Source organism: Paenibacillus zeirhizosphaerae (genome assembly GCF_030705605.1).
GTDB classification, from domain to species: domain Bacteria; phylum Bacillota; class Bacilli; order Paenibacillales; family Paenibacillaceae; genus Paenibacillus; species Paenibacillus zeirhizosphaerae.
Map to the genome: position 1 here is coordinate 23,380 of NZ_JAPCKK010000020.1, position 26,071 is coordinate 49,450.

Here is a 26,071-nt window from a genome sequence, read left to right on the forward strand (position 1 = left end):
CAAGCGTCAAGGATTTCACCCGGTGCCCTATGGAACTGAGCGATGCGTACAGCAGTATAGTCTATCTTATGATGGTAAACAAAACAAAAACAGTAATGAAAAAGTGACCGTTATCCAAATTAACGCGCATGCAACCCCTTTACGAAATAGCAACTACCCTCCACGTAACTCACGTGGAGGGTACCTTGTTTCTATACTTTATTATTATGCTTTCTTCTAAGCAAGAACAGGCCTGCAAGCAGGATGATAAATCCGGCCAGCAGATAGCCATACATATTCGTTGCGGTTTCTGGCAGCTTGCTGCCTGTGCCTTCACCGTCCCCGGAGGAGCCTCCGTTCACCGAATCACCTGATGTACCGGATTGTCCTGTTCCTCCATCCCCATCCGACCCGCCAGATGGTCCGGAATCTGTGGAACCGGAGTCAGTATCTCCCCAGCCCGGGTTATTCGGATTACCGGAGGAGGACCCATCGTTCGGATTTCCCGGAATGCCCGGATTGCTGCCGCTTCCTTCGCCGATGACGATGTCTTCAGATGGCTGATCCGGGTCGTTCAAGTTATCCCCGTTCACTTCAGCAGTGTTCCGGATCGTCTGACCGTTCTGGCCTGCGATCAATTTTGCCTGGAATACAATCGTATGCCAGCCCGTATCCGTGATGTCACCGAACTGTCCGCTTACGGTACCGTTGACATAAGCGCCTTTGTCGCTATCCTGCGCATCCGTTACAGTAATGCCGTCCACTTTCAGAGAACCCGGCGCATATTCCAACTCAGCACGCAGCGCATCGGAGATTTCCAAATTCTTTACAACACTGCCTGCGACGGTATTGCGGGTACGGATCGTGTACTCAATCACATCGCCGACCTGAACCGTACCACTATTGAGGTCATTCGCTTCTTTCTCCGATTCCAGGACAGGAGTCAGATCGTCGATCGTAATCTCTTCGCTTGGTTGATCCGGATCATCCAGATTGTCCCCGTCGACTTTACCGACATTCTTGATCTTGTCACCCTTGTCTCCCTTAACAATCTTCGCTTGGAACTCCAGTACATTCCAACCAGTGCCCGTTACCGTGCCAAAGCTGCCTGTTACAGTGCCATTTACATATTCACCTTTATCGCTGTCGTCGTTATCCGTCACGGTAACGCCGCCCACCTTCAGCGTGCCTGGCACATATTCCAGCTCTTCTGGCAGGTCGTCAGAAATGATCATGTTCGTTACACTGCTATTTGAAACCGTGTTGCGGGCGCGGATCGTATACTCGATCGTATCGCCGACTTCCATGCTGCCTCCGTTCATATCTTTCGCCGATTTCTCAGATTCAATCAATGGGGAGCGCGAATCATCGTCGTCATCGTCCGAGCCGCCTCCGCCACCTCCTCCGTTACCCGGTTCTTCCGGATCTACAGGTGGTCCTACTATCGGCGGTTCTTCTTCAACCACAATTTTCTCCGTTGGCTCACCTGGCTGCTCAATGTTGTCCCCGGTTATTTTTCCGGTATTCTGGATCGTCTGGCCACCTTGTCCGGTCAAAATCACCGCTTGGAACTCCAGCGTGTGCCAGTTCATATCCTCAACGTTGCCATAGGAACCATACACTTGACCGGAGACTGAATATCCGGCATCGTTATCTTCGCTATCTGTTACAGACACGCCATCTACCTTCAAGCTGCCAGGCACATATTGCAGTCCTGCAGGCAATGTATCCGAGATCGTCAGGTTCTCCAGATAGGTGTCGTTCACAACGGCTCTCGTACGAATCGTATAAGAGACTGTGTCTCCGACTTCATAGGTGGCCTTGCTCGCATCCACATTCGTAGCGAACTTCTCTGATTCAATCTGCGGGTTCCGCGGATAGATCTCCACTTCTTCCCTTGGTCTATCCGGTGTATCTACATTGTCGCCATTTACCTCGGCAATATTGATAATATCCCTACCGGCTTGTCCCGGTTGTACAACAGCTTTGAATTGAACCGTATGCCAATTCAGGTCCGATACGTCTCCAAACTGGCCGGCTACCTTGCTGGAGGAATAGTAACCGCTGTCGTCCCCTTCAGCATCTGTTACGGCAACGCCATCCACGGTTAGACTACCCGGCACGTATTTCAGTTCAGAAGGAATTGAATCCGAAATCACAAGATTTTTCACCGTAGTGTCTGTGATCGTATTTCGTGTCTGAATGCTATAAAGCAGCGTATCTCCTACTTCCGGATGTTCACTATCTAAGTTGTCTTCCGCTTTCTCAGCAATGACAGCCGTTTTTTGGGACTCTAATAATGGATTTGGTTTAACGGTGAACTCTGTTTCTGCCGTTACTGGGTCTAAACCATCACTTTTCACACTAGCAACATTATTAATGGTATTGCCTGCTTGACTATTCAAAATTCTCGCTTCAAGCGTAACAATACGTTCGTCAGTATCAGATACATGACCGAAGTTTGCTGTAATCTTGCCGTCATTAAATTCAGGAACTGTATTATGACTAGCCTGTAAAGTTCCTTCTATAAATTCTAACCCTTCAGGTAGTTCATCTTCGATCGTTACATTCTTCGCTACGGTATCGGCGACTGTATTTCTGGCAATAATCGTATATACAACCGTGTCACCGACTTCATAATCCGTCTTGTCTACCAATTTGTTTTTAACATTTTTGCTGATTTCCAATGCCGGAGGAATTACTTCCAATGCTGCTCCCCAAAAATGCGGCAAGTACCCGTCCAAACCGGATCCAGGGCTTTGAGCCTGAGCAGTGAAAATCTGATCCAAGCGATCTACCCCTGGAGGAAAATAAGGAGAACCGGTAAAATCATAGTTATAGATATCCGTGTTAGCCGGAGTCCGATCCGGATTTCTTGTACTTACATTTTGACCGTTTTTCGTAATACTTCCATTCCAGAAGTTATTTTCTTCTCTGGTACTATCACTCATATACGAATCATTAAGGACTTCGTTATTTTTATATGAGATAATTCTATATTGGTCATTGGAGATGTTTACATTTCCTCCATATACACCAGCCACCATACTGCCCTGTAAACTACCCTCTTGCTTTGTCAAGAAAGGCTGATCTGATAAAGTTGCAGTGATGCTTCGGGAGTTACTATTAAGGCCATCGTAATAATTTAATTTTGTCATCATTGGCGGCAAATTCTCATTTTTTTCGACAAATACGATGTCCCAATTAGCTAAAGCATCCCTGCCGGGTGGAATAGACAAGGGGTCCCGCAGCTCTAGGTTTTTCCCCCAGTAATGTCCTGCACCTTCTGCTTTAACAAATTCCGCAATATCATATACCCCATTAATGTTTGTATCAAAAAAGAACTTTCCGCCTTGGGGTCCCTGTATAAAAGTTCCTGACTGATCGCCTGCTGAACTTTGTAGACTATCAGGGGAAATATAAAGAAACGCAGCTTCAATTTCTCCACTAGGTACGTATTCCATTGAACTGCTGCTAAAAGTCGATGGATCACCATCTGTATCAATATAACTGCCTTTTGTAGCTGGGTCTATTGAAACGTCGTAGCCATTAACGTTACTACCGCCTATAGCTTGAAGATGATAGAATCCAATTTTATTGAATACTGTCATTTCGGTTTTTCCATTAAAGGAATAAGACGGCACTTGACTTGAAAACATATCCCCTTCTGCTTTTGCAGTACGGGTCATTGAAGGCAGTATGCCACTAGATATGACAAGCACGATCATCAAGCACGTTAATATATAACGAGCCCTTTTCCTCACTTTTCCTTTTAACTTCAAATTTCCCCCTCCTTAAGATTCACTCCGTTTAACGAAGTTACATTCCAATTGTTTATTCCAATTCTCTAACTGCGACAATTAAACTATTGCCTCCCTTCAAGCCGATGTCATTAAATGATGCATGCTGAAATTTGACATTCGTCCCTCCTACTCCCCGATATTTATTCAAATTTTAATGATTTCACTGTTAATATAATCCACACTCCAGATTTAGACAATATTTTTACAGTAATAAATTAAATTTGCGCAAATAACCAGAAAATAACATGAAAAAAGATCTAATCTGTAAATTATCAACCCTCTAAATCCCTGATTATTCCCTTTATTCCCATTCCACTTTTTTTGTGAAAATTGGCATAGTTAAACTTTTATTCACGGCGTCATATTTCGCATTTATGCAACACCTCCCTCCTTCGTTAATATCCTTGCTGAAGGAAATCAAAAGCTCTGCCAGCGATTAGCCGGCAGAGCTTTTGATTTTGGTTCCAAATTCTAACTGATCCTGGGAGTGTTTGAAATATCAAATGAAACCTCTTGTGGTACAAATGAAAAGCCTTGCTTATTTCGGGATCTCGATCGGAAAAAATGCGCCCATGATCATCGCGCCGATAATCGCTCCGCCTGCGACTGGCTTTTTGAACGCGTAGAAAATAGCCCCTCCGATGGTTGCCCCAATTCCGACAGGAATGGAAGCCATAGCCGCAGAGATAATGATCAACGGTCCGAGATAACGCCCGGCCGCATTGCCTGCGCCCATCATAATGTCCGCGCCGAACGTTGAGTTTGAAGCATTGATGGTAAATTTCCGAATCATAATAATGACGAACCCGACTATGAAGCCGAGAACCGCTCCTGTCAGCAGCGCCAACGGGAAGGAGGTCAGCGGAGCTGTCATTCCCGCTCCCAGCATCAACGCAGGCACCCCGATTCCAAGACCGGTCTGCAGCGCCCCCCCGATATCCAGAATGCCGACGAGTGGACCTTCCAGAATACGGGCGAACAGGAAGCTCGCTCCGAAGGCAGCGGCGGCACCATAGCTTCCACCCTTAATGCCCGCTTCGAGCATGGCCACAATCGCAATATCATTAAATGCCCCTACATGGTAGACATAGTACAAGTGCGTTCCGGCAAAAATGCCCGAGGCCAGCAGCGCGACGAATAGTGTAAATGCCCATTCCGAATACCAGAATCCGGATTGCAATTTTGTATTTTCCATGGTTAACCCACCTCAGATCCAAAGAGTGCGTGCAGATCAATAAGCCATTGCGGAATCGCCATATTCAAGCTTTCAATCAGCTTCGCGTCAAAGCCACGGAAGAAGCCGCTGAACAGGAAGAGCAGGACAACCGCCACAACGAGTGTTTTGGTAATACGGTTCCATCCGCTGTCGTCTACGCCTTTGCCAATCAGGATACCAAGCACGATGCCCGGAACGGCATTGCCCATCACCAGGTGTGACAAGCCCCCAAGGATCGTCGCCCATACCCCTGTGCGCTTGCCGGCATCCATTGCCGCCGTCCAAAAGACGATTGGCATGATCGGGTTGATCAGCCAGTTCGCCGCAGGCACCAGCACCTGGGTTGCGACGGCCTGCAGTGAGGCCGGAATGGCCGCTGCAGTGGAGTTCAGCACTGTGACAACAACCGCGCCGACCACGGCGCCGGTCCATGCCATTTTGCGCGGATCATGAAGCGTTTCTTCCACGTTTTTATTTTTGAACAGCAGCGTTGCCGCCGCCCAGTTCGGGATAATACGATGATCCACATCCTGGGTCAGACCGCCAGCGCCTACGACGGACGCCCAGGCGTTAAACAGGAAGCCGAGACCGAACGAGAAATGTGCCACCGGGTCCCCTTGGCAGGCATTCAATTCACCGAAGGTACGAAACGCCCCCATCCCCTGCACTTTCGGAGCGTGGAACATTCTGGCGGCGCCTGCCCCCACGCCAAAACCTACAAACAGACCGATTACGATTGATTTTAAAATGATCTCCAACGTCTCCATGGCTTCCCCCTTAATTAAGCAAACACCTATCGCATGCGGATGACATGCTGGATTGCAGTCTGTTTTTCTTCATGGACCTCGTATTCGATTTTGGACAGATCCATATATCTGAGCATGACAGTGATCTTCGCCTTGACTTCATAGCGGGTCCGGGTGCGTGGGAACAGAATTCCCAGAAACTTCTCGGTACGCACCGTCTTGGCTGCGGACAGAACCTCCATGTTCCGCGGTTCAATCTGCAGCATCATGTCCGCATCATTTGCAGTAACCTGTTTTTTCATTTCATTTAAAATGTGCTGGAAGGCAGCGCGTTCACTCTCTCCGCTGCCCGTGATCGTTAACGTTATTTCCTTTTCCAGGTACATGGCTTACCTCCCGTTGGTCTGAATATAAGCTTCCGTAAGCCTGCGGCCCAGTTCCTCAATATCCATGAAACCGAAGCCGATCACCTTCTTCCCGTTGCGGATGGCCGTCACCCCTGCGTCAACAGACCGAAGACCAAACTCCATTGGGTATTTATATTTGGTGTTGGCTGTCACCGCCCCCGCTCCACCGCTGCCGCAGAAGGAAATTCCGAAATCGGCCTGCTCCTGATGCATGACATCACCCAGCTTCATGTCAGCACCGATGCCTGGGATCACGATGGCGATCCCTCCTGCCGCCTCCACTCCCTTGGCTACATTTTGTCCTTTACCGAGACGGTCACCAATCACTACTTTTACTTTTTCACTCATGTTAATTTCCTCCCATATTGGCCTTTACGGCTTCAAAATGAACTGCCAGGTAAAAAATTTCTGCAGTATCCGGCTCCTGCAACTCCGCTCCGGGAACCAGCTTCAACAGCTTGCGGCTTAATCGCTCATATTGTGGGCTGATTTCTGTCAGCATTTCGTCTGGAATTTCCGGCAAGTATTCTCCTTCTTCCAGCCGCTTTACATAGGCAAGCACATGGATACCGATAACCACCGCTTTGTCATGGCCAATATCAAGCCCCGCCCCGGGCGCGTATTCCTGCAGTTGGGACAGCCATTGCTCCAATGTGGATTGCGCTTCTTGATCGGCAGTCGTTTTATCTGTAATGTCCTTCAGGACGTTGCTGGTTATAAACATGATAGACCTCTCCGGTTTTTTTAGATTAATGGAAGTATAAGTTTTCCTATAGTCTTGGGTGCAAGCTGTTATGCTTGCTATGTGATCAGCCTTCCTCCGGTTGCTCCAAATACTTGAGAATCGCCTGCAGCTCCGCCTCGGAGACCTTCAGTCCCCTTTGCTCGAGAATGGTGAGCAGGCGCTCACGATCCGTCTGGGGTGGTGTAGCCGCAAGGATTGCGCTTGGATCCTCATATTGGATATGAAGGGCGACTCTCTGCATCATGAAGATCAGATGCATCTTCAATCCTTCCAGCCGATCGGATGTCAGATGGCTCCCCAACTCATCGGCAATTTGTCGGCCCAGCTCAAAGCCTCTGAACACCATTTCCTGAAACCAGGACTGCAGCGCTTCCGGGTCATCTATTTGCCCAGACGAAGGCGGCAGCGGGTTGCCGGAATCCTTGGGTGTTTCGGCCTTGAGCGGAGCGATGGCGGTCACCTTCTCCTGAATCACCTCGAAATCACGCTTCCCCGGGATCGGGCTGACGACGACGGACGGTACCGGAACATCAACGGGGAACACGCTAATCACCAGGTCATAGTCCCCTTCCTGAAGCATTTTGTTCAATTCCATCACAGAGCAGCTTCCGTCGATGCTGAGGTTCGGGATTCGCTTCTCAATCACGGTCTTCAGCAGCCGACTTGTTCCCTTGCCCGTGCCGCATACCACCAATCCGCGTATGCTGCGCTGTTCATTCAGACGTTCATAAGCAAGCTGGAAGTACACTACAATATAGCCGATATCCGAATCGGTTAAATAAATACGGTAGGGCCCGTACACTTCAATGCTTGCGCTCTTAACAGACTCGAACATCCCGCGATAGGCGCTGATAATGTCCTGGAGCATAGGATTCGGCTCAACAACACCATAGCTGTATTGGGTCAGCTTGCGGGAGGTATGGGCCAGCAGATGGCTGAACAAGTCTGGATCTCTGGCCAAATCCGGGTCCATACTGCGGCTAACCGCTTCGATTAATCTTCTAGTAATGACCAATGCATCCGGAAGCATCGGCTCCCGCCCTACCCTTGAATCTGCAGGGGCCGGGATTCTGCTGACTGCCTGCAGACATACAAACCAGATATCCTGATCGGTAATTTGCCCGCCTGTTTTTTGGGAAAATCCGGACAGCACCCGCCTGAAGATGTCAAATACCTCAGCTTCATCCCCCGGCATCCTGTCAAACTCTGTGGACTGTTCGGTCACACTGTTGGAGGATATGACGATACAAAGCCTAATGAAAATGCCGATGACGGCCTGATCGGACAGAAGCACTCCTGTGCAGCGCTCCGTCTCCTCCACCAAATCCCCGACCGCCGAGAATACCGCATTCAGATCGTCTGCAGGCTGTAAAAACTGCTCCAGCAAAGGAGTGAAATGAATTCGCGGCTTCTGCCTGGACGCTGCGCTCTGCACAATTTGCAGCATATCGCTGCCATCGAGCAGACTGTAAACGAGCTGTTCCAGCACCAGCCTTTTCTGTACGCCGGAGCCCGTAATTTTCACGCCTTTACGCGATCTTTCAAGCTGCAAATCCCATTCCCGAAGCAGCAGCTCCGCCTGTACCAGATCGGATAAAGCCGTGTTGCGGGTAATACCCAAATGAGAAGCAATCCGGCCGATTGTGGTCTCCCCATCCCGCAGCAGCAGCTCCATGGTTACATACTGGATTCTCTCCTGCTGCTTCAGCGCATTGTGATCTTTATCCGCATCCATTTTGCGAAGCAAATTGTCCCGTTCCTCTTCCGGGCATTCGATCCAGATCCCCGTACTGGGCTTCGATTTGATCTCGACTCCTTCGCTGGCGAGCCACATACGTATGCTTTCGATGTCATATTTAATCGTACGCTCACTGACTCCGAATTCACTGGCACAATCCTTGATTCGTACCGGATTCGGCGTATACAGTATTTTTTTCAGCAGCGCACGGGTCCGGGTCACCATGGTCATTTCTCATCACCTCCCGTATCACCGGTTATATCCTGTGCAGCTCGCTTTTGTTCCTACTCAAGGTCAGATTCGAGCAGATCTCCAATGCCCTTCAGCGCTTCCTCCTCCTGATCACCCGCCGTAATCAGCAGGATTTGGTCACCGTATTTCATTTCAAGAGAGAGCACGCCGATAATGCTCTTCGCATTTACTTCCTTGGAGCCTTTGACGATCCGCACATCGCACGGATATTGCAGCGCTTTTTTGGTAACAGCCCCTGCCGGCCTTGAATGAATACCGAGCGGGTTTTGAATAGTCAGTTCTTTTTGCATGGTATTTCTCCTTAGATTTTGTGAATAGCTAGCTTATATTTTTGTTAATGTAACATTTACTAACATTAACAAAAATGTAAGCGATTCATTTAGAGATATTTGCTCTCAACAACTGTGCAACATATAAAATAAGTCAATTAAATTAACATAACATTAACGATTTTGGCCCAATTTGAATAGATCAAATTTTTTTCACCGGCAATGGTGCAGTTTATTTTACACACAGTGTTCACAATCATCAAAAAAGGTCAAAATCAAAGAAAGTCAAATTACAGCTTTTGCTGCACAAACTGTTGAGGCAGATAATAAAAATACAAGTAAAACAATCATTATGTAGGAGGACTGAGACGTATGTTTGACCTGGTTCCATTCCGCAAACGCAGTGAAGAATTGTTCGATCAAATGGTGAAGTCGTTCAACACTGTAATGGACGACAGCTTGTTCCCATCGTTTAGTAAAGGTGTTACTCAGCCGTTCCGCATTGATATAAGAGAAATAGATGATAAATATGTTGTCGAGGCTGAGCTCCCTGGTGTCGCCAGAGAGGATATCGATATTGATCTCAATCAGAACTACCTGACAATCCGGGCCAGACGCAATGAATTGGCGGAGCAAATAGACGACAATAACAAGATCATCCGCCGGGAACGCCGCTCAGGCGAATTCGTTCGCCGCTTTTACGTGGAAAATATTGAGGAGGATGCGATTCGGGCCAAGCTGCAGGACGGCATTCTGACGCTGGAAGTTCCCAAACGGGTATCCACCAGTACGCAGCACAAGCGCATTAATATTGAATAATAATTTGCATACAAGACAGCCTGGCTCACACTTTGAGCCAGGCGTTTTTTTATGCTGCGGTACCGTTCAAACACTTTAACAGCGAAACGGTTTCCGTTTGGCAAAAAAATTAGGTAAAATAAGAAAGCATATATTCGCTTTTCCCTGAAATTAAGCAGAGCTAAGGAAAGGAAATTAATCGACATGATTATTAAACCAAGAACACGCGGTTTTATTTGTACAACGGCACATCCGACAGGCTGTGCACACCAGGTGCAGGAACAGATCAATTATGTAAAACAGCAGCCTGCTGTAAAAGGGCCGCGCAACGTGCTTGTAATCGGGGCCTCCACGGGCTATGGACTGTCTTCGCGTATCGTAGCCGCCTTTGGCGCAGGCGCCAATACGATTGGCGTGTACCGTAACGGCGAATCCGTCAAAGGCCGTACCGCATCAGCAGGCTGGTACAATTCCGCAGCCTTCGAGAAAACCGCACAGGAAGCCGGACTACAATCCATCAGTGTAACCGGCGATGCCTTTTCCGAGGACACGAAGCAGAAAACGATCGATGCGATCCGCGCCGAGCTGGGACAGGTTGATCTGGTGGTCTACAGCGTAGCTTCAGCCCGCCGCACCGATCCCACGACTGGAGAAACAAAAAATTCGGTTCTGAAGCCCATCGGGCAGCCTTATTCCAACAAAACGGTTAATTTCCACAACGGGGAAGTCACTGGGGTGACCATCGAACCGGCCACTGAGGAGGAGATTGCGAATACGGTGTACGTGATGGGCGGGGAAGACTGGCAAATGTGGATCGACCGCCTTCAGGAAGCAGGCGTGCTTGCTCCGAATGCCATCACGGTCGCATACTCGTATATAGGCTCGGAAATTACGCAGGCCATTTACCGTGAAGGCTCGATTGGACGTGCCAAGGATCATCTGGAGGCAACTGCACAGGACTTGAATGAACAGCTTGCCGCAGGCGGCGGACGGGCCTATGTTACGGTCAGCAAAGCACTGGTTACCCAGTCCAGCTCCGCGATTCCAGTTGTGCCTCTCTATGTATCGGCATTGTACAAGGTGATGAAAACCAAAGGACTGCACGAAGGGGCGATCGAGCAGATGTACCGCTTGTTTGATCTCCTGTATAACCAAAGCGAAACACCTGTCGATGCCGAGGGACGGATTCGCATTGATGACTGGGAGTTGCGTGCGGATGTACAGGCAGAGGTGGCACAGCTATGGGCTGAGGTCACAACGGAAAATATTTACGAGCTGACCGATCTGGACGGGTACCGTCGTGAATTTTTCCAACTGTTTGGTTTTGAGACCGAAGGGGTGGATTATGAAGCGGATGTGGAGCCGGAGGTAGCGGTTCCGGGAGTCAGATAAGCTTCAGGTGGATTGTAGGGGTGTGGGCGCTCCGAGACGCTCCGAGAACGAAGCATTCCTACAATCGCTGTTGACCCTTCGGGCCAAAGGCGATCGCTCCGCTTTTCCGGAATTGCTTCGTTCTCTCCGCTGACTGCGAGCATCCCCCCTACTGAAAACAGCTATAAGCAATCGGCAGCTCCAAGGGAACCTCCTACGCTTCCGAGGGGGAGAGTAACTAGTCGAGAACAGGGTTTGGTTTAGCCCTGTTCTCGGCTTTTTTTCTGTATAATTCTATAGTCTCAATAAACAAAAAAACAGCTTCATGGTAATTAGAAGCTGTACCTGCCAGAAAATTTTTACTGTGCTCCAAAGATTTGCATATCTTCTTTTGAAGCCTTTAGAGTGAACAAAGTTCCGATATCCATTAATATTATCAAATAAAGATCAGTTTGTTCTTCATGCATCCATTTTATTTCAAGATGCTTATCAACCATTACACTTGTAATACCATCTATAACAGAAACATAAATAAATTCTTCTTTCCCCTAGAAATTCCATATCGAGATAGAAAATAAGCCTTTTGAACGGTGGAGAATATGATTGTCCCGGGCTGCTTATTTGAAAATCAGACAAGAATGGTATAATGTCCGTTATACCAAACTAGGAAAGCGTGAGCTATTTGCGAATTGACCACTATAATTATGCCAAGCCACCTCATGATCCGGACGGGCTGCATTTGATTTTCTGGGGCAAGGAGGCCTGTGCTCCCCATCATTCCTTTGGGCCTGGCATCCGTGATATTTATAAGGTTCACTTTGTACATTCCGGGCAAGGCATTGTGCGGACAGGGAACAGGACGTTTGAGGTGTACCCTGGTCAAGGGTTTTTGTCCTTCCCGGATACGAGGATCTATTATCAGGCTGATGCCCGGAATCCATGGACTTATTCCTGGATTGCTTTTCAGGGAAAGCAGGCGGCTGAAATTCTGTCGAGAACCGCGATCAGCAAGGACCAGCCTGTATTTCCGATGGATGTCATGCTGATGCCCAAGCTGTACGATACGCTCGTTCAGCTTCAGGAGCAATCTCCTTCCGGAGATTTACGCGCCCAGATGGCTCTGCTGGATTTTTTGTCCACCCTGATTGAGACCTTCCCGGAACGCTCGGCTGAACAGGTGCGGCGGACAACGCAGATGGAGTATATTCATCGCAGCCTGGAATTCCTTCATGCCCACTACAATGAACAGATCTCCATAGGACAACTGGCTGCCCTGTTGGGATTGGACCGGAAATACGTGTCCGCCCTTTTCAAAAAAGAGCTTGGCCTGCCTCCCCAGCAGTATCTGCTTCAGTACCGTATGAAACGCGCCTGTGAAATGCTGAGAGAGGGCGATTACACTGTCAGTGAAGTGGCTTATGCGGTGGGGTACCAGGACATTCCGCTCTTCTCCAAAATGTTCAAGAAAACAATAGGCCTATCTCCCAAAGCGTATCAAACCAATACGACAAAATGACAAGTTTATCATCCATGCCGACATGGGAGAAGAGCGCAATGTAAACTATAATAGTCCTATCTTTCATAGGGAGGACATTACAAATGAGTTATTCTGCGCTTGCATCCAGATACGACACTATGAAATATAACCGCTGCGGTCGAAGCGGTCTGAGGCTGCCGGCTATCTCGCTCGGACTGTGGCATAATTTCGGAGGAATCGACGCATACGAAAATGGCCGCATGATGCTTAGAAGGGCCTTTGATTTGGGAATCACCCATTTTGATCTTGCCAACAACTACGGCCCCCCACCAGGCTCAGCCGAGGAAACCTTCGGCAGAATTCTGAAGAGTGATTTCGGACCTTACCGGGATGAAATGATCATTTCCACCAAGGCAGGCTACTATATGTGGCCAGGCCCTTATGGCGAATGGGGCTCGAAGAAAAACCTTGTCTCTAGTCTGGATCAAAGCTTGAAGCGGATGGGCCTGGAATATGTCGATATTTTCTATCATCACCGTCCAGACCCCGATACTCCGCTGGAAGAAACGATGGCCGCCCTGGATCTCATTGTCCGACAGGGTAAGGCGCTATACGTAGGAATTTCCAACTACAAGCCGGAGGAAACGAAGAAAGCAGCGGCCATTCTCAGAGAATTGGGCACTCCCTGCCTGATTCATCAGCCCAATTACTCCATGATGTCCCGCTGGATTGAAGACGGGCTGCTGGACGCTCTCGACGAAGAAGGAATCGGCTCCATCGTGTTCTCTCCTCTGCAAAAGGGGTTGCTGACGGACCGTTATCTGAACGGTATCGCGCCAGATTCCCGTGCAGCCGGACCGAGCGTCTTCCTGCGCAAGGAGGAGATCACCGAGGAACGCATTTCCATGATCCGCAAGCTGAATGATCTTGCGGCCGCAAGGGGACAAAAGCTGTCACAGATGGCACTGGCCTGGGTTCTTCGCGGAGGCAGAGTCACTTCCGCCTTGATCGGTGCCAGCAAGGTTTCACAAATTGAGGATGCCGTCGGCGCACTGAACCATCTCGAATTTACAGAACAGGAATTGAGCAGCATTGATGACATTATTCTGAACCGCTAAGGTCCATTCCGATACGGATCAGCCTGGCTCCAAAGGGCCAATGTGAAAGAAAAAGAGCGAGTAATGGTGGAAATACGACCACCGATACTCGCTCTTTCAATTCAAAGCGAAGGGGACGGCTAGTATGATTCATTTGGAGAGAACCGCAGGTCGAATCCGGCTTGTGCTCAATGCTTATTTTATGGGGGAGGACATTGTAGTGCTGCTATCCGGGGGCGACCGTCCCCATCTGGGGACTATTACTGCGGGCTCCCGCCTGGAACCATTAAGCACACTACAGCTGCAAAACCACAAGGAATTTTACATTACCGAAGAAATTGCTGTCCGCTTGCGCAAGCAGTTTCGCGGAAATTTCGCTATCTGCTGCGGCGTTCATCTGAACGACATTACAGCCGAGGAAATCAGCCTGGTAACAGAAATTAGTGTTGAACTAGGAGATGAGTTGATCGGGCTTCTGGCGGAGGGTCAGCAGCGATAAAGCCGGAAATAGCCTGAAAAAGACGCTGAAAATGGAACGTCGAGAATCCCGCCTGATCCGCTATGGGCTTAATCTCTAAGGAAGCCTGCAGGTTGGCCTCCATATAGTCGACAGCCTTCTGGATGCTTTTGTAGTAGTCCATACCTCCATTCCTTTCTCTTTTGTCTGACACCTGTATTTTACGACAGGAAATTAAAGTTTTTTTGATTTATTGTGCTTGATTTTAGGAACAAAAAAGCTGTCCCCAAGCAAACGATGCTTGGTAGACAGCCTTGAACATCATACTAAAGTTACTCCTCCTGCCCACTGATGCGCTTCAGAAACTGCACCGCCCGCGGGCTGGTCGGATTGCCGATCACCTGCTGCGGAGGTCCTTCCTCGACGATATAACCACCATCCATAAAAATGACCTTGTCCGCGACATCAGCGGCAAATTTCATTTCATGAGTTACAACCACCATCGTCCGTCCCTCGGCCGCCAGCTGTTTCATAACTTTCAGCACATCGCCAACGAGCTCTGGATCCAGCGCCGAAGTCGGCTCATCGAACAAAAGCACCTCAGGCTCCATCGCCATTGCCCTGGCAATACCGACACGCTGCTGCTGCCCTCCGGACAGCTGATGCGGGTAGGCATCTGCCTTTTCGGCCAATCCAACCTTCTCCAGCAGCTCTATGGCCCGGCCCCTTGCTTCCGCTCTGTCTTTCTTCTGCACAGTCACCGGGCCCTCCATCACATTCTGCATAACTGTCATGTGCGGGAACAGGTTGTACGACTGAAACACCATGCCCGTTTTCTGGCGCAGGGACAGCACACTTTCCTTCTTCAATTTCGACCCAAAGCTGAGCGACAGCCCACCCAGCTCAAGTGTCCCCTGATCCGGAACCTCCAGCAGATTGAGACAGCGCAGCAGTGTTGTTTTACCTGATCCCGAAGGTCCGATAATAACAAGCACCTTGCCCTTCTCCAACGTCAGGTCTACTCCCTTTAACACCTGCAGCGAACCGAACGATTTATGCAAATTGCGAATCTCGATCATCGGTACCCTCTCCTTATTTAACTGTATGACGGCTTGTCCGTTTTTCGAGATAGTTCTGCAGCGCCGACAGCACCGAGCTGAATGCCAGATAAATCACGCCGGCTTCACTGTATACAAGCAGCGCTTCATACGTAGTTGCCACAATCTGCTGTGACGCGCGAAACATCTCTACATAAGTAATGGTGGCGGCCAGTGACGTATCCTTCACCAGGCTGATGAAGGAATTCCCGAGCGGCGGCACCGATACACGGGCAGCCTGAGGCAGAATCACACGCCGCAGCGCCTGTGCCCTCGTCATACCTAGCGATGATGCAGCCTCCCATTGTCCGGCAGGAATCGACTGGATCGCGGCCCGGAAAATCTCCGAATTGTAGGCCCCTACGCTCAGCGTAAAACCGATGATGGCCGCAAGGAGCGGGTCCAACGTAATACCGATGGAAGGAAGGCCGTAGAAAATAATGTACAACTGCAGCAGCAGCGGCGTACCGCGTATGACCCATACGTAAAAACGCGCGATAAGGTCAGGGATCTTCCAATTCGACAACCGCACTAGCGCGGTCGCCAAAGCTAAAAGCAGTCCAAGCGCAAAAGAAATGAGCGCCAACGGAATCGTAAAAGTAACCCCTGCCTTAAGCAGGGGCCAGAAAGAATCGATTAATATCTGTATTTTGCGATCGTCCATAAGTCAGACATCCTTTTACAGTCAATTCGCAGTCCTATTGAAGATCATTCATGGATGATCTGGACCTTATTTTGAAACGTCCTCGCCAAAATATTTCTTGGAAATGGTCAGGTAGGTTCCGTCCGCCTTCATATCGGCCAACGCCTTGTTTACGGCTTCCACCAAATCATCGTTGCCCTTATTGAACAACGCCGCGCTTTCCGCAGCATCATCAGCTTCTGCGACCGATTTGAGCGGCACATCCGGACGCTGTGTCTTCAAATCCAGGAAGGACAGCCCGTCATTCACGGTAGCGTCGACACGCTTGGAGAGCAGCAGGTCAATCGCCTGATTAAAACCTTCAGTACCTACGATTTCAGCTCCGTTGCTCTTCGCGATCTCCGTCAGGTTGCTCGTCAGCGACTGCGCCGACTTCTTGCCCTTCAGATCCGCAAAGCCCTTGATATCATTATTGTCCTGGTGCACGATCAGCACAGCTTTGGATACGATGTACGGATCGGAGAAAGCGTATTTCGCTTGCCGCTCCTCGTTGATGGATACTTGGTTAAATACCACATCAAAACGTTTGGCATCCAGACCGGCAAACATGCCGTCCCATTGGGTCTCGATGAATTCCGGTTCCACACCGAGACGCTTGCTTACCTCCCGGGCAATATCCACGTCAAAGCCCGTCAGGTTGCCGGATGCGTCATGAAACGTAAAGGGAGCGTATGTGCCTTCGGTACCGATCCGCAGCTTCCCGCTTGCTTTAACAGCCTCAAGTGCGCTTTGCGTCGTTTCATTATTCGCCGTTTCCCCGCTGTCTGCAGCCGTATTATTGGAAGCAGCATTATTGGCATTGCCGCCGCATGCCGCCAGCAAAACCATCGTAAATGCCAGCATCAACGTCAACAAACTAAATTTCTTCATGTCTTCACTTCTCTCTTTATTATATATTCTAACCACGGGACAATCCCGACAAAATGAATAGTACACTATTGAATTGCCTGAGTCAATCAAATTATTATAATTCCAATCAATTTAGTGTGTTTTATAAAGTCATGAATACTGCTGCAATAAAACAGGCCTCAGGAAACCTGAGGCCTTAATGTTATTCCGTTACAACCCCATGCAGCAGCACAGGAGCCATAGCATGCTCAGCAATACGCACATTCGCATAAATTTTTTCCAGCACCTCGTCCACATTCTCCCGATTGGAATGAATGGTCATCAGGGACTCACCCGCTTTGACGCTGTCGCCGATTTTCTTGTTCAGCATGATTCCGACCGCCAAATCAATTTCAGATTCCTTCGTAGCACGGCCCGCTCCAAGCAGCATCGCTGCCGTTCCGATTTCGTCAGCTACCATCTCGGCTACCACGCCGTCCTGCCGTGCTGGAACTTCAATACGGTAAGCAGCTTGTGGCAGCCGCTCGGGATGTTCCACAACGGAAGGATCGCCTCCCTGATTGGCGATGAATTCCTTGAACTTCTCCAGCGCACGCCCGCTGCGGATTGCTTCCTGCAGCTTCTCTTCCGCCTCTTCCAGCGAATCCGCCTTCTTTGCCAGATAGACCATCTGTCTGCCGAGCGCAAGGCACAGTTCTTCCAAATCCTTGGGACCATGCCCCCGCAGCGTATCAATCGCCTCCCGGACCTCAAGCGAGTTACCGATCGCAAATCCGAGCGGCTGGCTCATGTCCGAAATGACAGCCATCGTCTTGCGGCCGACGTTGTTGCCGATGCTGACCATCGCTGTGGCCAGCTCCACGGCCTCTGCAGCTGTCTTCATAAAAGCTCCTGCACCTGTTTTTACATCCAGTACGATAGCGTCCGCACCTGCCGCGATTTTCTTGCTCATAATCGAGCTGGCAATCAGCGGAATCGAATTGACGGTAGCCGTCACGTCCCGCAGCGCATACAGCTTCTTGTCAGCCGGAGTCAAGTTACCGCTCTGGCCGATGACCGCAATTTTATGCTCATTCACCAGCTTGACGAATTCGTCCTTGGTGATCTCCACATGGAAGCCGGCGATCGATTCCAGCTTGTCGATGGTACCACCCGTGTGCCCCAGTCCACGGCCCGACATTTTGGCTACCGGGATGTCCAGCGCCGCTACGAGCGGAGCCAGCACCAGCGTTGTTGTATCACCCACTCCTCCGGTGGAGTGCTTATCCACCTTGATGCCTTCAATCGCGGACAGGTCAATCGTTTCCCCGGAATTCACCATGGCCATCGTCAGATCCGCCCGTTCACGGGCGGTCATATCTCTGAAGAAAATCGCCATAGCCAGGGCGCTGACCTGATAATCCGGAATGTGGCCGTTCGTATATCCATCGATAACAAAACGGATTTCCTCGGTACTAAGCTCCTTCCCGTCCCGCTTCTTCTCAATGATGTCTACCATTCTCATCATGATTTCTCCTCACTTGTGAAAAATGCACGGATAATTCCGTGCGGCTGCGACTACTCCAGATTTACTGCAGTCTCCAGCGCAACCTCCATCATGTCGTTAAAGGTGGTCTGCCGTTCTGCGGCAGTCGTCTCTTCTCCCGTAAGCAGATGATCGCTTACCGTCAGAATCGTCAACGCATTCACCCCATGCTTGGCAGCCAGCGTATACAGCGCGGTTGTTTCCATCTCCACACCCAGTACACCATGGGCCATCAGCTTTTCCACAACGGATTTATCGTCACGATAGAACATATCCGAACTGAAAATATTACCGACATGCATGTTCAAACCTTTGGCCACGCCCCGCTCGTATGCTTCTTTCAGCAGATGAAAGCTCGCAATTGGTGAAAAATCGTACCCCCCGAACACATGCCGGTTCATGCTGGAATCCGTACAAGACGCCTGTGCCAGAATAACGTCCCGCACGCGCACCTGCTGCTGCATGCCCCCGCAGGTGCCAACACGAATCAGGTTGCGTACGCCATATTCGGTAATCAGCTCATTCGCATAAATGCTGATGGACGGAATGCCCATGCCCGAGCCCTGCACGGAAATACGCTTGCCACGATAGGTTCCCGTAAAACCAAGCATTCCGCGTACCTCGTTGTAGCATTTCACGTTCTCCAGATAAGTTTCGGCTATGTACTTGGCACGTAATGGATCGCCGGGTAACAAAATCGTTTCCGCCACGTCTCCCGCTTGTGCTCCAATATGTACACTCATTTATAGTTCCTCCTAAGTTAGGGAATTGTAACCAAAGGTACACCCCTCAGAGATGAGAAGGGTGTACAGGCAATACCTTTTACAGATCTGTTACTTCACGCTGGGGAGCCTTCTTTCCGGATTAATAGGAAGCTGTGGACTGGCCGCCTTCCATGATTTTCACGCCCGAGCTTGCTCCAATCCGCGTCGCTCCCGCCGCAATCATGCGCTCCATATCTTCCCGGCTGCGGACTCCTCCGGAAGCCTTGACACCGACATTGTCCCCGACGGTTCTACGCATCAAGGCTACATCCTCCGGTGTAGCTCCTCCTGTAGAGAATCCGGTGGATGTCTTGACGAAATCTGCTCCAGCTTTAACAGACAGCTTACTGGCCCGCACCTTCTCCTCGTCCGTCAACAGGCTAGTTTCAATGATGACCTTCACGAGCGCCTTGTCCGCCGCAGCCTCCACTACCGCCCGAATATCCCGTTCAACCAGCTCATCATTGCCGTCCTTCAATGCGCCGATGTTAATCACCATGTCCACTTCGGTCGCACCCTTGACAATGGCATCACTTGCTTCAAAAGCTTTGACCTCGGTAGTGGATGCTCCCAGCGGAAAGCCGATCACGGTGCATACCTTCACATCCGTTCCCTTCAACAGTTCTGCCGCAAGGGCAACCCTCGCCGGATTCACGCACACAGACGCAAATTTATATTGCTTCGCTTCCTCAGCCAATTTACGGATTTCCGCTTCCCCGGCATCCGCCCGCAGCAGCGTGTGATCGATCATTTCTGCCAAATTCATATAAACCCGCTCCTCTTTTAAACAATACTTTGAAAATCATTTCCCACTCAGTTCAAGCCTATACTAACACGCGTATGAACGTAAGTAAATTTAGTCATGAAATTTTGTTCAGGTCAACAGCGCCTGGGCGGTAAACTGATCCGTAACGAGAATATTGGCGTACCTCCCGACAAGCGCTGCCCGGATCGCATCAATTTTACGCTGACCGCCTGCTACCAGAACCGATTTCTCTTTCTTTTTCAGATCGGCAAGGTCGATGCCTACAGTACGATTGTTGATTTCCTCGCTGCATATCTGTCCGTTTTTATCAAAAAAACGTGAGCAAATATCCCCCGCCCCCGTTTGCTGGAGATGGGTCTGCTCTTCCGCGCTGAAATAGCCAAGCCTGAACAGCAATGCGTCTTCCTTAACCGTTCCGACGGTAAACACAGCAATATTAGCCTGCTTGCCCAGTTCTATAATCCGGCGAATGTGCCGGTCCTCTTCCACCATTTGTTTCAGGGCAATGCTGTCGAAAATGACCGGAAGCGGCAGGTAGCGGGCAATGGTGTGAAAGGCATCGGCGAACAAATTCACGGTTTCAGCAGCGTAGGTATTCACGTGTGAATGGCTTACGCCTCCCTTGAGCTGGACAATCTCCACCCCCCGCACCGGCTTGGACTCAAGCTGCTGTGCCACCGCATGCATGGTCGTCCCCCAAGTTACGCCAATAATGTCGGAATCCTGTACCGTCTCATGCAAATAATCGGCCGCCTTCTTGCTGATATGCTTCTGAATGACCCGGTATTCATTTTCGGGCGAGTAACAGACCAGCACCTGATCAAGGCCGTAAATCTGCTTGATTTCTTCTGCAACGGCATCCAAATCTTCAAGCGGATCAATGATACTGATTCGTACAAATCCCCGGTCTTTGGCGTGCTGCAGCATTCTGGAAACCGTCGGGCGGGATACTCCAAGCCGAGCGGCAATGTCTTGCTGGCTGTAATCCGACAAATAGTAAAGACGGGCTGCTTCTATGCTTAACCTCTGCTTCTCATCCATGGGTTCAACCTACTTATCTGCAATAATGGGTCAATAAATTATCGTATTTTTTCAGATGACCTTTATTATACCTGTTCCCGCTTCGATTTACGATTCCTCATGTCTAACATCGATTCAATTGGAAAATCATCTGTACGCTTTTTATTTTTTATAATATACTGTTATTTAGCTCATTCTGGATTCCAGATTGTTTTGATTCTCAGATGGGACCTTAGATTAAACAAAGGTGTGATGGATTTGAAACACAAGGATACAAGTGAACATGACGCCCTTCACGACATGCTCGTAATCAATGAACAGCAGAAGAAGCTTTTGCAAAGCGCCCTACGCATCACCATTATGCATGCCCTTGGACATGAACCAAGAACAGCCAAACAGGTGGCGGATCAGCTTCACAAAACTCCGGGCAATGTCCATTATCACATTCAGCGACTGTATGAGGGCGGGCTGCTGGAGTTGGCCGATACCCGAACCCAAGGCGGCATTGTTGAAAAGTATTATAAAGCCAAAGGCACCCGCTTCCACTATCCGGGCTCCAAAGAGGACGGGATGCAGGAAGCGGAATCGGTCATGGATTGGTTCAGCAGGCTGCACCTGTCCGCAGAGGAGCTCAAGGAATTCCGCAAGGATCTGATTACCCTGCTTGAAAGATGGGAGAAGCGTACGGGAGAAAGCGACGAGTACGCGGTCAGCATTCGTGTTGCGCGTATTTCGTCTGAGCAATATGAATAAGCTCATAGCCACTGTCCAATTGAAGGTTAACGCTATTTTTAAATGAGGTGATTCACGCTATGGACTTAGAAACATCAACTGTCCCGGGCTCCGGCTGGCGTAATTTCATTACACCGATCAAGCAATCCAGGACGTTCACGCTGCTCTGGCTCGGGCAATGGATTGCCGTGCTTGGCAGTAGCGTAACTACGGTCATCCTGCCAATCGTTGTTTATTCGATTACCGGCTCTACAACCATAATGGGTCTGGCTATGGCGATTTATATGCTGCCCAACATATTGGTGCTGCCCTTTTCCGGATGGATCGTTGACCGGGTCAATCGAGTCAGGCTCATCATGTTCACCAACGGCATCCGTTTTTTGCTCATGCTTGGCGCCTGCTTGACCATGCTGAGCGGAGGCATGAATCTGTCGATTTTATTTGCAGGGCTCGCTGTCTATGGTTTGATGGACGGGATATTTAATCTCGCATACTCGGCTCTGCGAGCGCAGGTATTTACGCCTGACATCCGCAATGCTGCAAATGCCCTCTCCCAGATCAGTGTGCAGGCCGTGCGTCTGCTTGGACCACCGCTTGGTGGCATCATTGTATCCGTTACCTCCGCCGGTGTCGGATTTGGCCTTGATTCGTTGACCTATCTGATCTCTTTTCTTTGCTTTTGGCTGCTGGCCTCTGTTCTTGCACGCACCCCAGCCTTATCCCGTAATACAGAGTCAGGGAAAGAAAGCTTTATCTCTGAATTCATGGAAGGCTTCAACGTTTTGAAGAAGGAGCCCTGGCTGTGGGTCACGATCCTGGCCTTTTGCTTCATCAATATATGTTATACCGGCGTAATTTCCGTCCTGGTGCCATGGCTATTCAAGGTTCATCACGGCTACAGCCCTGTCATTTACGGATTGGCCATGACCGGAACCGGTGCAGGGGCGATCATAGGGGCCTTCGTATATGGAGCAAGACGAACCTGGAAGCACCGCGGGTTAATCGCGTATGGCGGGGCCTTTGCAAGCGGCCTTGCCCTGTTCCTGCTCTCTTTCATCAACTGGATGCCCGGTCTGGTATTGGTTATGTTCCTGGAGGGCTTCGGTATTATGATGTTTGCGATCATCTGGGAAACCAGTCTTCAGGAGCTTGTGCCCCCGGAAGCGTTCGGCAGGGTCGCTAGCCTGGACATGCTTGGTTCCTTCGCCCTGCTTCCGGCTGGCTATCTTGCCGTAGGTGCACTGGCTGACCAGATTGGAGGTCTATGGACGATCCAGTTGTTTTCGCTGACTGGGATGGCCATCGTGGCAGGTGTGCTCTGCATTCCTTCAATACGCCGTTTCCAGTAAGTATTTTAGTCACTTACACAGCAAAAACCGCCATATGATTGGCGGTTTTTGTAAATACACAGTTAATCTTCGAAAGCGGGTGTTTACGAAACAGATGTGCTTTTGATGAACAACTGGGTTGTGCTACCCTCGGCTTCTTCCCATTGAACGGAAAATCAAGCTGACAATGGCAACCAAGATAATCGCTCCGATCAAAGCCGGAATGATGTAGAAGCTGCCGATGACAGGCCCCCAGTGGCCCAGGATCATGCTGCCCAGCCATCCGCCGATGAAACCGGCAATAATGTTGCCGATGATCCCGCCTGGAATATCCCGGCCTACGATCATGCCTGCCAGCCAACCAATGATACCGCCCACGATTAATGCCCACAACCAACTCATATTGACTCACCTCATTTAATTTTTTTGTTGTTGTGATTTATTATTAACCAAACACATCGTTTTGTAACACTGGATATGTCTGGAGCCTGATATTAGCATGGCTGCATTCTTCCCGGCGTAGAAGAGCTTAACCGGCTCCTCCTCCTTCTTCCAGTGACAAGGGCCTAGTACACTGCATATGATGCCTTTGACGATGACTACAGAAAGGAGAGAGCTGCTTGAAAAAAAACAAGAGCACTCCGGGAAGAAAAAAACGCAAAAGGCCGCTCTACTACGTAGATAATCCCAATGTAAATGAGCTGGATTGGCTACAACCTATCAAAAAAGCAGAAATGCAAATTCATTCCGTTGCCATGCCGCGGGTTCCGGCAGAACCCCCAGAGCCAAGTTCAGCGAATAACCTCCCTGTGATCCAAATGGCAGTACATGAATCAGGAGCGGCTGACAAGAAGCCGGTAGATTCTATCGCATCCATACAAAATGCTTCCTTTCCCTCCGCTCCTGCTGTTCAAGTACATGAGCTGCTTGAAGACAAGAAGGCATCGCATATGAATCAGGGTTTTATATATACAGACAATATTAGAAACACAGCGGTAAACGGCAATAAGAAGGCCCCTGTCTCCAGGATCTTAACTTCCGATAACTTCTCCAACGGATCAGCCCAGAGTAGCCATAGAGTGAATAAAACTATAGGTACTTCCAAGCTGGGGGAACATGCGGTGATCTCACCGAAATTGGCACCTAAGTCTGTACAATCCATGCATCTGGCCGACGATTCAGTTTCCGCTTCGTCTCTCCAAGCAGGCGCGGTTCAATCAGAGCAAGTAGCCCGCAATGCCATACATTCGGATCATCTACAGCCCAAGGCTGTACTGGCACGTAATTTGGGAGCTCAATCCGTCTCCGAGGAGGCGATACGGGATAAAGCGGTCACGTCGAGCAAGCTGGCAGAGGGCAGTGTAACTTCTACGAAGCTCGGGACACAAGCGGTTCAGGGTATACATTTGGCTGAACGGTCGATTCAAGAAGGTCATATTACAGATGATTCCATCCACTCGGGTCATTTGCAAGCCTCCTCTATCCTGGAAAATCATTTGGCTCCCGGATCGGTAACCGAGCCTGCAATACGTCCCGAAAGCATAAACGGCGACGCGCTGAAGGCTGAATGCGTCACTTCCTCCAAGCTTGCCCGGAATTCCGTGAAACCGGTCCATATTGAAGAAGGGGCTGTTCGGGCAGAGCATCTGGCCGACAAAGCCGTACATGTCGAACATCTTGCTCCGGGTTCGGTGGATTCAAATCACCTGCAATCCTCTTCCGTGCTTGAGCGCCACATCACCCCGGGAGCAATAACCGGAGATGCGCTGCGGGAGGGGACTGTTCAAATGTCTCACCTTGCGGATGAAGTTCAGGCCTCCATTCAGGAGCTGCATGAGAAAGTGGAGCTTTTGCATCCAACAAATGAAGCATCCCATCCTCAACCGGCTATGCAGCAGTTCGGCAGAATTCCATTTTTTATCCATGGAACAGCAGAAGTAACCGAGGTTTCGGTTACATTTGATGAGCCTTTTTCCAGCCCGAACTATACACTTGTGGCTATGACCAATCATTCCGCTTTTTATGCTGTCCTGAAATCCCAGTCTCCTGCCAGCGCCGTTCTGGAAATTGCAAAGCTGAGACGCACAGATCAAAATTTCGGCCTTATTTCATGGATCGCCATTGGCAGTGATTAAAATGCAAACAGCCTGAACCCGTGTAGCTTACGGGTTCAGGCTATTTGCACCGTCATGATTTATTTTCCGGTAGTACTACCGTCGCGCGATTGTAAGAAGGAGACGGCATTATAAGTCATTACTGCCGCGTCTGCACGTGTGATCGACTGTTTGGGATCAAAACCGCCCTCCCCGTTCAAGGTGTTGATTCCCCACACCAGTGAGCGCTGGATGCTGCCCTGATAAGATGGGTTGATGTCCGCTTCATCCGTAATCTTCTGTGGGATAATTTTGATCATCGGCAAATGACCCTGCTTTTCCATAGCTTGCGTCAGATAGTGGGTAAACTCTTCCCGTGTCAGCTCCTTGTTAGGATCGATCTCAACAGGAATCTCTATTCCGTTATAGTAAGTCGCGAGAAAAGCGTCCGTATACCATTTACCGTCTTCGACATGATCAAAGGTATCCTTCGCATAGGGACCACTTGTGAAATCAATAGCAGCCAAGCTTAGTCCCATCGCATTGCTAATCAACTGAACCCCTTGTGCAGCAGTCATTTCCTGTTGTGGGAGAAACTGATCTGCGCTAACCCCTTTAATAAATCCTTTTTCTTTCAACGCTTCAATTTTTTCTTTTCCTGCTATATTGCCAAGGTCCGCGAAGCTGCTCCCAGCTGCCTGTAATGTTGCTCCCGACCACAAGGAGACTGACAATACAGTTGCTGCAGACAATAATACCAAATTCCGTTTCTTCATTTTCATGTTCACCACTCCATTTGTGTTAGTACAGTTATCGACGAAAAAGTTCTAGAAAATGTT

General features: G+C 49.6%; 26 protein-coding genes. 8 read left to right on the plus strand and 18 right to left on the minus strand.

Translation table 11 applies throughout. From position 1 onward, the window contains the following. Window positions 1-191: 191 nt before the first annotated feature. From OIN60_RS16415 to OIN60_RS16450, 8 genes are all read right to left on the minus strand, one after another. Window positions 192-2,930, minus strand: a complete 2,739-nt coding sequence (locus tag OIN60_RS16415; protein WP_305755968.1) for an isopeptide-forming domain-containing fimbrial protein — start codon at window positions 2,928-2,930, stop codon at window positions 192-194. 1,390 nt (window positions 2,931-4,320) lie between these two features. Further along, window positions 4,321-4,977: a DUF4310 family protein gene (locus tag OIN60_RS16420; protein WP_305755969.1), complete on the minus strand. Its 657-nt coding sequence runs from the start codon at window positions 4,975-4,977 to the stop codon at window positions 4,321-4,323. A 2-nt stretch (window positions 4,978-4,979) separates the two neighbouring features. Next, window positions 4,980-5,765, minus strand: coding sequence for a DUF4311 domain-containing protein (locus OIN60_RS16425; RefSeq protein ID WP_305755970.1), 786 nt, complete (start codon window positions 5,763-5,765; stop codon window positions 4,980-4,982). A gap of 26 nt (window positions 5,766-5,791) precedes the next feature. Then, complete coding sequence (locus OIN60_RS16430; RefSeq protein WP_305755971.1) at window positions 5,792-6,130, minus strand: DUF4312 family protein; 339 nt, start codon at window positions 6,128-6,130, stop codon at window positions 5,792-5,794. Window positions 6,131-6,133: 3 nt separating this feature from the next. Beyond that, window positions 6,134-6,499, minus strand: a complete 366-nt coding sequence (locus OIN60_RS16435; RefSeq protein ID WP_305755972.1) for a glycine-rich SFCGS family protein — start codon at window positions 6,497-6,499, stop codon at window positions 6,134-6,136. Window position 6,500: 1 nt separating this feature from the next. After that, window positions 6,501-6,875 carry a hypothetical protein gene (locus OIN60_RS16440; RefSeq protein ID WP_305755973.1) on the minus strand — a complete coding sequence of 125 codons (375 nt, stop codon included), beginning with the start codon at window positions 6,873-6,875 and terminating at the stop codon, window positions 6,501-6,503. Between the two features lie 85 nt (window positions 6,876-6,960). Then, complete coding sequence (locus OIN60_RS16445; RefSeq protein ID WP_305755974.1) at window positions 6,961-8,865, minus strand: BglG family transcription antiterminator; 1,905 nt, start codon at window positions 8,863-8,865, stop codon at window positions 6,961-6,963. 53 nt (window positions 8,866-8,918) lie between these two features. Further along, window positions 8,919-9,176, minus strand: coding sequence for an HPr family phosphocarrier protein (locus OIN60_RS16450; RefSeq protein ID WP_305755975.1), 258 nt, complete (start codon window positions 9,174-9,176; stop codon window positions 8,919-8,921). Window positions 9,177-9,527: 351 nt separating this feature from the next. On the opposite strand from OIN60_RS16450, the gene OIN60_RS16455 reads away from it, so the two are divergent. From OIN60_RS16455 to lpdD, 5 genes are all read left to right on the plus strand, one after another. Continuing rightward, window positions 9,528-9,974: an Hsp20/alpha crystallin family protein gene (locus OIN60_RS16455; protein WP_305755976.1), complete on the plus strand. Its 447-nt coding sequence runs from the start codon at window positions 9,528-9,530 to the stop codon at window positions 9,972-9,974. A 183-nt stretch (window positions 9,975-10,157) separates the two neighbouring features. Continuing rightward, window positions 10,158-11,345, plus strand: coding sequence for an enoyl-ACP reductase FabV (gene fabV / locus OIN60_RS16460; RefSeq protein ID WP_305755977.1), 1,188 nt, complete (start codon window positions 10,158-10,160; stop codon window positions 11,343-11,345). 652 nt (window positions 11,346-11,997) lie between these two features. Continuing rightward, the gene (locus OIN60_RS16465) at window positions 11,998-12,840 is read left to right on the plus strand and encodes an AraC family transcriptional regulator (protein WP_305755978.1); all 843 of its coding nucleotides are present in this window, start codon (window positions 11,998-12,000) and stop codon (window positions 12,838-12,840) included. An 83-nt stretch (window positions 12,841-12,923) separates the two neighbouring features. Further along, window positions 12,924-13,919 carry an L-glyceraldehyde 3-phosphate reductase gene (mgrA, locus tag OIN60_RS16470; RefSeq protein ID WP_305755979.1) on the plus strand — a complete coding sequence of 332 codons (996 nt, stop codon included), beginning with the start codon at window positions 12,924-12,926 and terminating at the stop codon, window positions 13,917-13,919. A 124-nt stretch (window positions 13,920-14,043) separates the two neighbouring features. After that, a complete protein-coding gene (lpdD, locus tag OIN60_RS16475; protein WP_305755980.1) occupies window positions 14,044-14,397 on the plus strand; it encodes a prenylated flavin chaperone LpdD in 354 nt (117 codons plus the stop codon). Here lpdD and OIN60_RS16480 read toward each other — a convergent pair. The 8 genes from OIN60_RS16480 to deoR all read right to left on the minus strand — a co-directional run bounded on the left by OIN60_RS16480 (window position 14,339) and on the right by deoR (window position 21,100). Continuing rightward, entirely contained in the window at window positions 14,339-14,539 is a 201-nt protein-coding gene (locus tag OIN60_RS16480) for an AraC family transcriptional regulator (RefSeq protein WP_370872518.1), read from the minus strand. The genes lpdD and OIN60_RS16480 overlap by 59 nt on opposite strands. 148 nt (window positions 14,540-14,687) lie before the next feature. Then, a complete protein-coding gene (locus OIN60_RS16485; protein ID WP_305755981.1) occupies window positions 14,688-15,434 on the minus strand; it encodes an amino acid ABC transporter ATP-binding protein in 747 nt (248 codons plus the stop codon). A gap of 13 nt (window positions 15,435-15,447) precedes the next feature. Next, a complete protein-coding gene (locus OIN60_RS16490; protein ID WP_305755982.1) occupies window positions 15,448-16,116 on the minus strand; it encodes an amino acid ABC transporter permease in 669 nt (222 codons plus the stop codon). Window positions 16,117-16,182: 66 nt separating this feature from the next. Next, window positions 16,183-17,025: an amino acid ABC transporter substrate-binding protein gene (locus OIN60_RS16495; RefSeq protein ID WP_305755983.1), complete on the minus strand. Its 843-nt coding sequence runs from the start codon at window positions 17,023-17,025 to the stop codon at window positions 16,183-16,185. A 181-nt stretch (window positions 17,026-17,206) separates the two neighbouring features. Further along, a complete protein-coding gene (locus OIN60_RS16500; RefSeq protein WP_305756004.1) occupies window positions 17,207-18,508 on the minus strand; it encodes a pyrimidine-nucleoside phosphorylase in 1,302 nt (433 codons plus the stop codon). A gap of 53 nt (window positions 18,509-18,561) precedes the next feature. After that, window positions 18,562-19,272: a purine-nucleoside phosphorylase gene (gene deoD / locus OIN60_RS16505; RefSeq protein ID WP_305755984.1), complete on the minus strand. Its 711-nt coding sequence runs from the start codon at window positions 19,270-19,272 to the stop codon at window positions 18,562-18,564. A gap of 121 nt (window positions 19,273-19,393) precedes the next feature. Then, a complete protein-coding gene (gene deoC, locus OIN60_RS16510) occupies window positions 19,394-20,059 on the minus strand; it encodes a deoxyribose-phosphate aldolase (protein WP_305755985.1) in 666 nt (221 codons plus the stop codon). Between the two features lie 108 nt (window positions 20,060-20,167). Continuing rightward, on the minus strand, window positions 20,168-21,100 hold the full coding sequence (gene deoR, locus OIN60_RS16515) for a DNA-binding transcriptional repressor DeoR (protein ID WP_305755986.1): 933 nt from the start codon (window positions 21,098-21,100) through the stop codon (window positions 20,168-20,170). Between the two features lie 237 nt (window positions 21,101-21,337). Between deoR and OIN60_RS16520 the strand changes: the two genes are divergently transcribed. Further along, a complete protein-coding gene (locus OIN60_RS16520) occupies window positions 21,338-21,832 on the plus strand; it encodes a winged helix-turn-helix domain-containing protein (RefSeq protein ID WP_305755987.1) in 495 nt (164 codons plus the stop codon). Between the two features lie 59 nt (window positions 21,833-21,891). After that, window positions 21,892-23,160: an MFS transporter gene (locus OIN60_RS16525; RefSeq protein WP_305755988.1), complete on the plus strand. Its 1,269-nt coding sequence runs from the start codon at window positions 21,892-21,894 to the stop codon at window positions 23,158-23,160. A gap of 123 nt (window positions 23,161-23,283) precedes the next feature. On the opposite strand, the gene OIN60_RS16530 is transcribed toward OIN60_RS16525, so the two are convergent. Continuing rightward, on the minus strand, window positions 23,284-23,541 hold the full coding sequence (locus OIN60_RS16530) for a GlsB/YeaQ/YmgE family stress response membrane protein (protein WP_305755989.1): 258 nt from the start codon (window positions 23,539-23,541) through the stop codon (window positions 23,284-23,286). Window positions 23,542-23,759: 218 nt separating this feature from the next. Between OIN60_RS16530 and OIN60_RS16535 the strand changes: the two genes are divergently transcribed. After that, window positions 23,760-25,274, plus strand: coding sequence for a WIAG-tail domain (locus tag OIN60_RS16535; RefSeq protein ID WP_305755990.1), 1,515 nt, complete (start codon window positions 23,760-23,762; stop codon window positions 25,272-25,274). Window positions 25,275-25,333: 59 nt separating this feature from the next. Here OIN60_RS16535 and OIN60_RS16540 read toward each other — a convergent pair whose 3' ends face one another. After that, window positions 25,334-26,014 carry an S-layer homology domain-containing protein gene (locus tag OIN60_RS16540; protein ID WP_305755991.1) on the minus strand — a complete coding sequence of 227 codons (681 nt, stop codon included), beginning with the start codon at window positions 26,012-26,014 and terminating at the stop codon, window positions 25,334-25,336. Between the last annotated feature and the right edge of the window lie 57 nt (window positions 26,015-26,071).